The 12,224-nt window shown below is 61.6% G+C and carries 11 protein-coding genes; 6 read left to right on the plus strand and 5 right to left on the minus strand.

Annotated elements, in window-relative coordinates; all coding sequences use genetic code 11:
- Positions 1-29 precede the first annotated feature (29 nt).
- The 3 genes from PSV38_RS07160 to PSV38_RS07170 all read left to right on the plus strand — a co-directional run bounded on the left by PSV38_RS07160 (position 30) and on the right by PSV38_RS07170 (position 3,745).
- Positions 30-1,013: an acyltransferase gene (locus tag PSV38_RS07160; RefSeq protein ID WP_300546208.1), complete on the plus strand. Its 984-nt coding sequence runs from the start codon at positions 30-32 to the stop codon at positions 1,011-1,013.
- 12 nt (positions 1,014-1,025) lie between these two features.
- Positions 1,026-1,640: a MarC family protein gene (locus PSV38_RS07165; protein ID WP_300546209.1), complete on the plus strand. Its 615-nt coding sequence runs from the start codon at positions 1,026-1,028 to the stop codon at positions 1,638-1,640.
- Between the two features lie 83 nt (positions 1,641-1,723).
- The gene (locus tag PSV38_RS07170; RefSeq protein ID WP_300546210.1) at positions 1,724-3,745 is read left to right on the plus strand and encodes a diguanylate cyclase; all 2,022 of its coding nucleotides are present in this window, start codon (positions 1,724-1,726) and stop codon (positions 3,743-3,745) included.
- Positions 3,746-3,747: 2 nt separating this feature from the next.
- Here PSV38_RS07170 and PSV38_RS07175 read toward each other — a convergent pair whose 3' ends face one another.
- From PSV38_RS07175 to PSV38_RS07185, 3 genes are read right to left on the minus strand one after another with little or no spacing between them, the layout of a single operon-like run.
- Entirely contained in the window at positions 3,748-4,146 is a 399-nt protein-coding gene (locus tag PSV38_RS07175; RefSeq protein WP_300546212.1) for a DUF2237 domain-containing protein, read from the minus strand.
- A gap of 2 nt (positions 4,147-4,148) precedes the next feature.
- Entirely contained in the window at positions 4,149-5,057 is a 909-nt protein-coding gene (locus PSV38_RS07180; protein WP_300546213.1) for a stomatin-like protein, read from the minus strand.
- Between the two features lie 21 nt (positions 5,058-5,078).
- On the minus strand, positions 5,079-5,510 hold the full coding sequence (locus PSV38_RS07185) for an NfeD family protein (protein WP_300546215.1): 432 nt from the start codon (positions 5,508-5,510) through the stop codon (positions 5,079-5,081).
- Between the two features lie 129 nt (positions 5,511-5,639).
- On the opposite strand from PSV38_RS07185, the gene PSV38_RS07190 reads away from it, so the two are divergent.
- Positions 5,640-7,910: an arginine/lysine/ornithine decarboxylase gene (locus tag PSV38_RS07190; RefSeq protein WP_300546217.1), complete on the plus strand. Its 2,271-nt coding sequence runs from the start codon at positions 5,640-5,642 to the stop codon at positions 7,908-7,910.
- A 21-nt stretch (positions 7,911-7,931) separates the two neighbouring features.
- Here the strand turns inward: PSV38_RS07190 and PSV38_RS07195 are convergent, their stop codons facing one another.
- Positions 7,932-8,555, minus strand: a complete 624-nt coding sequence (locus PSV38_RS07195) for a HAMP domain-containing sensor histidine kinase (protein ID WP_300546218.1) — start codon at positions 8,553-8,555, stop codon at positions 7,932-7,934.
- Positions 8,556-8,571: 16 nt separating this feature from the next.
- A complete protein-coding gene (locus PSV38_RS07200; protein WP_300546220.1) occupies positions 8,572-10,212 on the minus strand; it encodes a tetratricopeptide repeat-containing response regulator in 1,641 nt (546 codons plus the stop codon).
- Between the two features lie 147 nt (positions 10,213-10,359).
- Between PSV38_RS07200 and PSV38_RS07205 the strand changes: the two genes are divergently transcribed.
- Both PSV38_RS07205 and PSV38_RS07210 read left to right on the plus strand, forming a co-directional pair.
- Complete coding sequence (locus PSV38_RS07205) at positions 10,360-11,385, plus strand: ABC transporter substrate-binding protein (protein ID WP_300546221.1); 1,026 nt, start codon at positions 10,360-10,362, stop codon at positions 11,383-11,385.
- A 10-nt stretch (positions 11,386-11,395) separates the two neighbouring features.
- Entirely contained in the window at positions 11,396-12,223 is an 828-nt protein-coding gene (locus PSV38_RS07210; RefSeq protein ID WP_300546222.1) for an ABC transporter ATP-binding protein, read from the plus strand.
- The last annotated feature ends 1 nt before the right edge of the window (position 12,224 follow it).

Raw genomic sequence — 12,224 nt, forward strand, 5'->3', positions numbered from 1 at the left:
GCCCTCAATTTGAACCATCAGGAGATCACATGACCGAACGGGTGAACAGCCTGGACATTGCCAAAGGCATGGCCATCGTTCTGGTCGTGGTCGGCCATGTCGCGGCCCGCGAGGATGTGCCGGGGGCGGACTGGTACAACCTGCTGCGTCTGGCAATCTACTCTTTCCACATGCCGCTGTTCATGGTGCTCTCGGGCATCTCGTTGGGCCTGTCCTGGAAGGTGCTCGCCAACCAGGCCGCAGTGTTGGGTTATGTTCGCAAAAGGCTCAAGAAGCTGGTGATTCCCTATGCCCTTCTGGGTCTGGCCATCATCTGCGGCAAGTTGGTCGCCAGCCGTTTCATCCACGTCGATAACATCCCGCAGGGCGTGGTGAGCGGCCTTTTGGACTTGTTCTTGCGGCCGATGGCCTCGGCGGCGTCCTTTCTTTGGTTCATTTACGTGCTGTCGGCCTATTACCTGGTCTTTCCCTGGTTTCTCCATCAGGCTCCCCGTGCCACACCTTGGGCGATGATGGCTTTGGGCATCGTTCTTTACCCTTTTGCCTGGCCTTCAACCTTCAACATCGCGAACCTGGTGATGTACCTGCCGTTTTTCTCGGCGGGGATCTTGCTGGGGCAGCACTGGGGCAAGGCCGCCAGCGTGATCAATCCCAGACTCGCGCTTTGGGCGATGCCGTTGTTGGCCGCTTTGGTTTACGGTGTTTGGCAAGAGCCTTTGTCCAAGTGGTTCGTTGGCACTTTGTCCGTGCCTTTTGTCCTGGCGCTTGCGAATCAAGTGCAAGGGCCAGGCAAGTCGTTCTTCATGACCGCAGGCATCTACACCTTCAGCATCTACCTGTTCAATACCTTGTGCATTGGCATTGCCAAAGCTGTGACCCTCAGCGTCATGCCATGGCGGGATGGATACTTTGTCGGACACTTTGTGGTCTTGTTGATTGCCGGTGTATGGGGCCCGATCTTGGTCAAGAAGATTGTCCAGAAGATCTCGCCACCGGTCGCGGCCTACCTTTGACAAGTCCGCTGCATGAGCCACACGATCACGTCGGCCTTCATCCTGCTGCTCCTGGTGCTTGATCCATTTGGCACCTTGCCCATCTTCATCTCGGTGATGCGGGGCGTGGCGCCTCAGCGGCGTGTGTGGGTGGCTTTGCGCGAGGCCTGCATGGCCTTTGGCGTGTTGCTCGCCTTCATGCTGGGCGGGCGCACCTTCCTGCAACTGATGCGCCTGTCCGAGCGCTCGCTGGAAGTCGCTGGCGGCGTGATCTTGCTGTTGTTGTCCATCCGCATCATCTTTGCCTCGGGGCGACGCCTGTTCGACGAAGACGCGGCCCCTTCCAGTGAGTCGGGCCGCGAGCCTTTCCTGTTCCCCATCGCCGTGCCCCTGCTGGCAGGCCCCTCGGCCATGGCCACGGTGCTGCTGCTGGCTTTCCGCCAACCTGCGCAACTCGTTGAATGGATAGCGGCCCTGGCGGCGGCCGTGGGCGTGTGCGCGGTGGTGCTGCTGGCCAGCCAGCCCTTGCACCGCTGGCTGGGCGAGTCGGTCGTCACCGCCATCGAAAAACTCATGGGCCTGGTGTTGTGCGCCATCGCGGTGGAAATGATCCTCGCCGGGATCAAGCACTATTTCTCGGCGGCGTGAGAAATTCCACAGTTTGCGATAAGGGTTTGCGCTAGGAAGCCGCCGAAGACGTTGATACTGGGGCCAACACTGGGAGAGTGGGCTTGTTGGGATCTGAATCATTCATTTGGATGTGGTGGCCTTTGCTCCTGCTGGTCTTGGGGGGGGCTCTTGGTCACGGCTTGGCCTGGCGCGGCGTCCGGCGTCAGCGCCAGCATGTTGGCGACATCACGCTGGGCGTGCAAGCCTTGCTGGCGCAGAGCGAGGCGAAACGGCAGTTCATTTTCGAGAACGCCGATGTGAGTTTTTTCGAGGTGGACGTCCAATCCGGACAGGTGAGGGTAGACGGCCGCCTGCCTCAGCCCTCGTCAGACGCTGGCGTCGATTCCCGCCTGTTCAGCCAGCCGCAGTGGCGCGAGTTGATTCACCCGGATGAGGTCGAACAGGCTTGTTCGCAGCTCAATGACTACCTCGCCGGGGTCTCCCCGCGCTACGAGTTGCGCTTTCGCTTCAAAGTCTCAGGTGAAGATTGGCGTTGGGTCTTGTGCAAGGCACGCGTCGTAGCGCGCAATGACCAAGGGCAGCCCACCAAAGTGCATGGCAGCCTGATCGATGTCCACCAAAGTTGGCTGATGCGCTTGGCATTGCACGAAGAGCGCGAGATGTTTGCCACGGGGCCCGTGGTCATGATCCGTGCGCAATACGCCCGGGGCATCTCTAAGTTCGTTTACGTGTCCACCAATGTGCGCAAACTGTGGGGCTACGAGCCTGCAGCCTTGACCAGCTTGTCGAACTCCATGTCCATCGTCCACCCAGACGATTCGCGCCTTTTGAAGGACCGGTTCATTCAAGCCATGAACAGCCCCGATGAACTGCAGGTGGAGTTCGAGGCCAGGCTGCGCATGGCCGATGGAAGTTACCGCTGGCATCTGTACAACAGCACCATTGACCGCTCGCACTCGGAGCGGCGCGGCTACTTCATCGACATCGACGCGCGCAAGCAGGCCGAGCTGGAAGCCGCTGTGCAACGCCAGCGCCTGCACGAAATGGTGCAAGAGTTGCGCGCCGCGCAGGACGAAGGTGTGGTGGTGCAAGAGGCCAGCGACATGCTGCACGCCGCGGACAACCTGGAAGAAGCCTTCAGCATCATCCGGCAGGCCTGCGAGCGCTTGTTCCCCGGTTGGTCCGGCTGGCTCGCCGCCACCCAGCCAGGTGGGAACCAATTGCAGATTGGGGCCTCTTGGGGGCGTGAGCCTTCGCAGGCAGAGCAGCACTTCCTGGCCCGCGATTGCTGGGGTATGCGGCGCGGCAAGCCTCACGCCTTCAGTGGACATGATCACGGCGTGTGCTGCGTTCACCTCAAGTGCATTCCCCGCGAAGACCTCCGCCCTTACCTGTGCGTGCCAATGGTGGCCCATGGTGAAACGGTCGGCACCTTGCATTTGTTCAGCCAGCAGGTCAGGGTGACCGATGAGCGCATGGCCGATGTGCAGGCTCGGGCCGTGCGGTTTGCCGAAACGTTGAAGCTGGCCTTGAGCAACCTGATGTTGCGCAACTCCCTGCACGACCAGGCCATGACCGACTCCTTGACCGGCCTGCACAACCGCCGCTTCATGGACGAGTGCCTGGGCAATGAGTTGCAACGTGTGCGCCGTGACCATGGCGTGGTGTCGCTGGCCATGATCGACATTGACCACTTCAAGCAATTCAACGACAGCCGTGGGCATGACGCGGGCGACGTGGTTTTGAAAGCTGTCGCGGGCGTCCTGCTGGAATGCATTCGTGGCTATGACATTGCCTGCCGCTACGGCGGCGAAGAGATGGCGCTGGTGCTGCCGGGTTGTGAACAGGGCGATGCCGTCTTGCGCATGGAGCAGATCCGCAAGGCGATTGAAAACCTGGAGGTGCACCACGACGGCGTGCTGATGCCCAAGGTGACCATTTCAGCGGGGGTGGCTCAGGCCGTCGGGGGCAACTCCGAAACACTGATCCGTTGGGCCGATGAGGCGCTGTACCAGGCCAAGCGCATGGGACGCAATCAGGTGCGCGTGTCCAGCAAAACCGGACTGGCGGTGGTGACCGACCTGGGCGAGTTGGACCCCTTGGAGCAGGTCAACCGAGGCTGAGGCTAGTCGTCCAGCGGCCGTGTCGAAGCCAGGGCGTGGGCGGTGAGGGCCTCCAGCGGGATCACCTCAAGAGCCTGTTCATGCGTGGACTCCAGCACCACTGGCGGCGCCATGCCGGCTTGCCAGGCTTCCAGCCATCGGCTGGCGCACAGGCACCAACGATCCCCCGGCTTCAAACCCGGAAAACGCGCCTCGGGGATGGCAGTGCTCAAATCATTGCCTTGCGCCGCCGAGAAAGCCAGAAACTCGGCCGTCATCTTCACGCAGACCACGTGCAGGCCTAAATCATCGCGGCGCGTGCGGCAGCAGCCATCTCGGAAAAAACCGGTCACTGGCGCATAAGAGCAACCCCTTAAAGGGCCGCCCAGAACGTTGCGCGCGCTGGCGATGTCGATGGCCATGGTCAGGAAGGTGTGCGCTTCATCAGAGTCATCGCCGTGCCGATCAGGGCAGAGACCTCGCTCATGTTGCCCGGAACGATCATGGTGTTGTTCTTCTGGGCCAATTGGGCATACGCCTCAACGGCTTTCTCGGCCACCTTGAGGTTCACGGCATCCTGACCACCGGGTTGCTGGATGGCAGCGGCGATCTTGCGGATGGCGTCGGCGGTGGCATCGGCTACGGCGGTGATGGCGGCGGCCTCACCCTGGGCCTTGTTGATCTCGGCCTGTTTTGCGCCCTCTGACCGGGCGATGAAGGCTTCGCGCTCGCCGGTGGCGATGTTGATCTGCTCCTGGCGGCGCCCCTCGGAGGCGGCGATCAAGGCGCGCTTTTCACGTTCGGCCGTGATCTGCGCCTGCATGCTGCGCAGAATCTCAACCGGCGGGGTCAGGTCCTTGATTTCGTAGCGCAGGACCTTCACGCCCCAGTTCAAGGCCGCTTCATCCAGCGCGTTGACCACGCCGGTGTTGATCACTGCGCGTTCTTCAAAAGTCTTGTCCAGCTCCATGCGGCCAATGACCGAGCGCAGCGTGGTTTGTGCCAGCTGGGTGATGGCCATCACATAGTTGGAGGCGCCATAGCTGGCCCGCATCGGGTCGGTCACCTGGAAGTACAGGATGCCGTCCACCTGCAGTTGCGTGTTGTCTTTGGTGATGCAAACCTGGCTGGGCACGTCCAGCGCAATTTCTTTCAGCGAATGTTTGTAGCCCACCACGTCAACGAAGGGCAGGACCACGTTCAGGCCGGGCGTGAGGGTGGCGTGGTACTTGCCCAGGCGCTCCAGCACCCAGGCGTTCTGCTGCGGAACGACCTTGACCGACTTGGCGACGAAGATCACGGCCAGGACCAGGATGACGAGGGCGAATTCCATGTGTGCGGGCTTTCAGGGTTGTCAAATCTTGGCGAGGACCAGGGTGTTGCCTTCAATCGCTTGGATGCGGTGGGGGCCGCTTTGGGCTGGTGGTGTGCCCAGGTAGCGGGCATCCCAGTCGGCGCCCCGGTAGTGGACACGCGTGCGCCCGTCAGTCGACCACTGCGCCACCTCCACGGGCTGGCCCAGGTCAAGGTGCAGGTCCGGGTTGGCGCGGCCTTCGCTTTGGGCGTGGTCCTTGCTGCGCTGCCGCTTGAGGTGCCAGCCCAGCGCGGCCACACCGCCCACCACCCCGGCGATCAGCATCTGGGTGGACTGGGGGTGGCCCATCTGGGCGCTGATCGCCGCAGCCGCTGCGCCCAGAGCGAGCATCAGCAGGTAAAACGTGCCAGTCAACAATTCCAGCCCAACGATCATGCCGGCCGCAATCCACCAAAGGGTTGTGTCACTCATGGGGGCAGTGTACGGCGCCTGTGTCTGTTTTCATGCGACTGTCATCCACAGTGCCCACAGAAGTCCTACACTTCGCGCTTTCGCGTTTTTCCGGGCGCCCGCCCGACTTTGCCCACAGGGGTTTTGGCCATGCTGCGTTTCCGTTTTCCCATCGTCATCATCGACGAAGACTTCCGCTCTGAAAACACCTCGGGCCTGGGCATCCGCGCCTTGGCCGACGCCATCGTGAAAGAGGGTTTCGAGGTGCTGGGCGTGACCAACTACGGCGACCTGTCGCAGTTCGCGCAGCAGCAAAGCCGGGCCAGCGCCTTTATCCTGTCGATCGACGACGAAGAGTTTGGCGCGGGCTCCAAGGGAGAAGTCGATTCGGCCCTCAAGGCCTTGCGCGCTTTCGTCAGCGAGATCCGCTTCAAGAATGCGGACATCCCCATCTACCTGTATGGCGAGACACGCACCTCACAGCACATCCCCAACGACATCCTGCGCGAGCTGCACGGCTTCATCCACATGTTCGAGGAGACGCCCGAGTTCCTGGCGCGCCACGTGATCCGTGAGGCCAAAAGCTACCTTGACTCGCTGGCGCCACCTTTCTTCAAGGCGCTGATGGACTACGCCCAGGACGGTTCCTACTCATGGCATTGCCCCGGCCACTCCGGCGGCGTGGCATTCTTGAAGAGCCCCGTGGGCCAGATGTTCCACCAGTTCTATGGCGAGAACATGCTGCGCGCCGACGTCTGCAATGCGGTCGAGGAGTTGGGCCAGTTGCTGGACCACACTGGCCCCGTGGCCGCGTCCGAGCGCAACGCAGCGCGCATTTTCAACGCCGACCATTGCTTCTTCGTCACCAACGGCACGTCCACCTCCAACAAGATGGTGTGGCACCACACCGTGGCGCCGGGCGACGTGGTGCTGGTGGACCGCAACTGCCACAAGTCCATCCTGCACGCGATCATCATGACCGGGGCCATTCCCGTGTTCCTGACGCCCACGCGCAACCACTTCGGCCTGATCGGCCCGATCCCGCAAAGCGAGTTCACCAGGGCCTCGATCGAGAAGAAGATCAAGGCGCACCCGCTGCTCAAGGGCGTGGACCCCAAGAAGGTCAAGCCGCGCATTTTGACGATCACGCAGAGCACGTATGACGGCGTGCTCTACAACACCGAGACCATCAAGGGCATGCTTGACGGCTGGATCGACAACATCCACTTCGACGAAGCCTGGTTGCCGCACGCAGCCTTCCACAGCTTCTATGGCGAGTTCCACGCCATGGGCAAGGACCGCGTGCGCCCCAAGGAAGCCGTGGTTTACGCCACGCAGTCCACGCACAAGTTGTTGGCCGGCATCAGCCAGGCCTCACAGGTGCTGGTTCAAGACGCGCAGAACACCAAGCTGGACACGCACCTGTTCAACGAGGCCTACCTGATGCACACCTCCACCAGCCCGCAGTACGCCATCATCGCGTCCTGCGATGTGGCGGCGGCCATGATGGAGCCGCCCGGCGGTACCGCGCTGGTGGAGGAAAGCATCCGCGAGGCGGTGGACTTCCGCCGCGCCATGCGCAAGGTGGACAAGGAGTTCGGCAAGGACTGGTGGTTCAAGGTCTGGGGGCCGGACAAGCTCACCAAAGACGACGTGGGCTCGCCCGATGACTGGATGCTCAAAGGCAATGCCAAGTGGCACGGCTTTGGCGACCTGGCCGATGGGTTCAACATGCTCGACCCGATCAAGTCGACCATCATCAACCCGGGTCTGGACGTGTCGGGCAAGTTCGCCGAAACGGGCATCCCGGCCAGCATCGTCACCAAGTACCTGGCCGAGCACGGCGTGGTGGTCGAGAAGACTGGCCTGTACTCGTTCTTCATCATGTTCACCATCGGCATCACCAAGGGCCGTTGGAACACGCTGCTGACCGCTTTGCAGCAGTTCAAGGACGACTACGACAAGAACCAGCCCATGTGGCGTGTGTTGCCCGAGTTCTGCGCCAAGTGGCCGATTTATGAACGCGTGGGCCTGAGCGACCTGTGCCAGCGCATCCACCAGATGTACGCCAAGAGCGACATCGCGCGCCTGACGACCGAGATGTACCTGTCGGACCTGCAGCCTGCGATGAAGCCCAGTGAGGCTTATGCCTACATCGCGCACCGCAAGACCGAGCGGGTGGAGATCGAACAGCTGGAAGGGCGTGTCACGACCGCCTTGCTGACGCCTTACCCACCCGGCATCCCGCTGCTGATTCCTGGCGAGCGCTTCAACAAGAAGATCGTGGACTACCTGCGCTTCGCCCGCGATTTCAACAAGATGTTCCCGGGCTTCACCACCGACGTGCACGGCCTGGTGGCCCAGCCCAACGAGGCGGGCGAGCTTTGCTACTACGTGGATTGCGTCAAGGACGAAGGCTGAGCTTCAGCCTGGGATGTGGGCTCAGGGTAGCCACAGCTCGAAGCTTGCGCCGCCTTCCGGGCGGTTGATCAGCGTCACCCGGCCTTCGCGGCCGTCGCAGCGGTGGGCCTTGGCCACGGCCTCGCACAACGCGGTGCCCAGGCCGGTGGATTGGTCGGAGGGGTCGATGGCGCCCAGGCCGGGGCCGTCGTCGTCAATGCTCAGCACGAGGTAGCCATCCTGCTCTCGAGCGCCCATGACCACTTGGTGTCGGCTGAAGCGAACGGCATTGTGAAGCGCGGCCTCCAGCGCCATGTAGACCACGCGCCGGTCAAGGTACCAGAACGAGGGCATACCGATGCCGTCACCTTTCAAGGTCACCTTGGCCGTGCCCGGTGTGATCAGGCGTTTGAGGGCGGCCGTGTGCTGCAGCGACTTCAACATGTCCAGCGGTGATTCGTCCTCGCTGTGAACCTTCAATCCATCGCCCGCGCCATACACGGTCAGGAACTGAACGAACTGGCGGCGCAATTCGGTGCAGTGCACATAAGCACTTTGGGCCAGGCCGGGATCCGGCTGGTCGATCAAGGCTTCCAGTTCGCATTCAAGGGCGCCCAGCGCGTTCTTCAAATCGTGTGCGATGAGGGCAAAGGAGGCGGTTTCCATGGTGTCGTGTTCCGGCTCAATGATGGGCCGAAGCGGTCTCCATGCTGGCCAGGGTCTCCCTGAAATAGCGCTTCATCATCGTCACGCGGTCGTTGCCCGGCATGAGCTGTTCCAATCGATTCAGGTACAGGCGCACGCGCTCGACCATCTCGTTGTTGTGCTCCTTCTTCAGCCGCAAGGCCATGCAGTTGATCTGAGTTGCCTGCAAAAGCACGCCAGTATTTTCCGGGTAGTCGCGCACGGCGGTTTCAATGGCCGCCACGGCCTCGTCGATCTGGCTATCGCGCAGCAGCTTGCGCGCGTCCTGCACTCGGGCCTGCATGGCGGCCGAGGCGGTGTTGATGATGCGGTCAATCTTGTCTTCGTGGCCCGTTTCACGCAGGGCATTGCCGATCATTTGCTTGGTTTTGGGGTTCTCGTGGTCAGAGCTGACGGCGGTGGCCAGCAGCTTCAAGCCTTCCTCCTCATGCCCGGCCATCAGCTCTGCCTTGGCCAGGGCGATGGTGGCAAAGTCGGCCTTGCCTTGGCGAAGCGTTTCGCGGGCTCGCTTGAGGGTTTTCTCCGCCTCGTCGGGTGTGCCAGCCTTGACTTGCGCCTGAACCTGGATGGCCAGGGCCACACTGCCAAAGGCCGGCAGGTTGCGGTACAGGCTGCTGCCTTCCGCCAGCAGTTTCAAGGCTTCGGCCGACTCACCCAAGTCGACCATGGCCTGGGCCAGCAACAGGGTGTCCTGGGGCTGGGCGATCACCGAACCCCGGGTGGCCTTGGCCACTTTCTGCATGCACTCCTTGGCTGTGTCCAGGTCGCCATTGCGGTAGGCGCTTTCGCCCAGCAAACGTTGACGCCGGGCAGAGGGCACCACCGTGGCCGCATCGCGCAAGACCCACATCGCGCCTTGCGCGTCACCCTTGGCGTCCATTGATTCCGCCACCACGTCATAGGCCGCCACATTTTTCTCGCCTTCAGGGGTTTGGATGATGTCCTGGGCGAGTTGCCTGGCCTCGTCGAATTGGCCTGCAGCCTTGTGCGCTCGGGCCAGGCCCAACTGCGCCCAAGGCAGGTTGGCGCGCTTGTCCAGGGCCTGCCGGTAGGTTTGCTTGGCATCCTCGTGCTTGCCCAGTTGCAGCAAGGTTTTGCCCTTGATCTGCAGCACAGCCATCGTCCAGCGGTTCTCGGTTTTCAGGCTTTGATCACAGGCCTGGACGGCGCCCAGCAGGTCGTCCTTGGCGAGCTTCTGGGTGATGGGCAGCAAGGCATCGCGCTTTTCGAGCAGGGTCTTCAGGCGGTCTTCGATGTGGCTGGCGGTGATGGGTTTGAGCAGGTAAGCGTCCGGGTGGTGCTCAGTGGCGGCGGCCACGGAGGCATAGGCACTTTCCGCCGTCACCATGAAAAAAAGGCAATCCGCAGGCAGCAGCTTGGTGTCGCGCAGGTGCTCGAACAACTGCTGGCCATCGGTTTTCTGGTTCAGGTTGTAGTCGCACAGGATCAGGTTGTATCGGCGGCTGCGGATCTGTCGCGCGGCGTCTTCCGCGTTGGCTGCCACGTCAACCCGGGTGATGCCCAACTGACCCAACTGGCCACGCAAGGTGGTCTGCTGCACCGACATGTCGTCGATGACCAAAGCCTGAATGGTTGAAAACTGAGTTTGAGTTGCCATGAAAAATTACCCGCATCCTGTGTTTAAGCCACGCTGTATTTCGCATTTCGGCATTTCAGGGGCACAACTTGAGCCTCATGCATTAACTGTGCACAGATCTTGCGTCAGCCGGTTCATCCTCTTTTTGCCTCTGTGGAGTTTTGCCAAATGACCTTGTTCCAGCTCTTCCGTCGTGCTCTCCTGATTCAAATCGCTGGCGTGAGCCTGTGCCAGGCGGCCACTCCCATCAAATTTCAGCTGGATTGGCGTTTTGAGGGGCCTTCAGCCTTGTTCTTGCAGCCGGTGGCCAAGGGGTACTTCAAGCAAGCAGGTCTGGACGTGAGCGTGGATGCCGGCAATGGGTCGGGCGGCACGGTCACCCGCGTGGCCTCTGGCTCGTACGACCTGGGCTTTGCCGACATGGCCGCGCTGATGGAGTTCCACGCGAACAACCCGGACGCCCCGAACAAGCCCGTGGCCATCATGATGGTTTACAACAACACCCCGGCCGCCGCGTTTGCCCTGAAGGCTTCGGGCATCAAGACGCCCGCCGACCTGGCTGGCAAGAAGCTGGGTGCGCCTGTGTTTGATGCTGGCCGCAAAGCCTGGCCCATCTTTGCCAAAGCCAACAAGGTGGGGGCGGTGACCTGGACCAGCATGGACCCGGCCTTGCGCGAAACCATGCTGGTGCGGGGCGATGTCGATGCCATCACCGGTTTTTCATTCACATCCATGCTGAACCTGGAAGCCCGGGGCGTCAAGCCTCAGGACATCGTGGTGCTGCCTTACGCGCAATACGGGGTGAAGTTGTACGGCAACGCCATCATCGCGTCGCCCCGCATCCTCAAGGAGAACCCCGAGGCCGTGAAGGCATTTTTGTTGGCGTTCACCAAAGGCGTCAAAGAGGTGCTGGCCAATCCTGATGCCAGCATCGAATCGGTCAAAGCGCGTGACGGCATCATCAATGTCGAGGTTGAAAAGCGACGTTTGAAGATGGCCATTGATCAAGTCGTCAACAGCCCAGATGCCCGCGCGGAAGGCTTTGGCCAGGTGAAACTGCCGCGCTTGTCGCTGATGGCCTCGCAGGTTGCTGATGCCTTCAGCACCAAGTCACGTGTGAGCCCGGAGGCCGTCTGGACGCCAGCCTACTTGCCGTCCAGTGCCGAGCTGAATGTGCTGCCCGCCAAAAAGTGAGTGCCGGACGATGAGCGCATTTGTTGATTTCAAGAACGTCTGGCTGGCCTACAACGAGGCCTTGCTGGCGCAACAACAGTTCGCGGTAGAGGATGTCAGCCTGAGCATTGGCGAGGGTGAGTTCGTCGCCATCGTAGGCCCCTCGGGCTGCGGCAAATCCACCTTCATGAAGCTGACCACCGGTTTGAAGATGCCCTCGCGTGGCAGCATCACGATTGGCGGTCAACCCGTCACGGGGCCTTTGAAGATCACGGGCATGGCGTTTCAGGCGCCATCACTGCTGCCTTGGCGGACCACGGTGGACAACGTGCTGTTGCCGCTGGAGATCGTCGAGCCTTATCGCTCCAACTTCCGCGCCAAGCGGGCCGAGTACGAAGCCAAGGCCAGGGCTTTGCTGCAAAGCGTGGGCCTGGGGGGCTACGAAGACAAGTTTCCCTGGCAGTTGTCGGGCGGTATGCAGCAGCGCGCCAGCATCTGCCGCGCGCTCATCCACGAGCCCAAAATGCTTTTGCTCGACGAGCCCTTTGGTGCCCTGGATGCCTTCACCCGTGAGGAACTTTGGTGCGCCTTGCGTGACCTGCAAGCCCAGCGGGGCTTCAACGTCATCCTGGTGACCCACGACCTGCGCGAGGCGGTGTTCCTGGCGGACACGGTCTACGTGATGAGCCGCAGCCCCGGCCGCATCCTGGCCAAACGCGAGATCGAGCTGCCACGGCCACGCGATCTGGAGGTCACTTACACGCCTGAATTCACCAACATAGTGCACGAGCTGCGTGCACACATTGGTGCCATGCGCAAGCCGACATCCATGGCAGCCTCGCCGGAGGTGGCGCAATGAC

Origin of the sequence: Aquabacterium sp. (assembly GCF_029946005.1) — a bacterium.
GTDB lineage: Bacteria > Pseudomonadota > Gammaproteobacteria > Burkholderiales > Burkholderiaceae_C > Aquabacterium.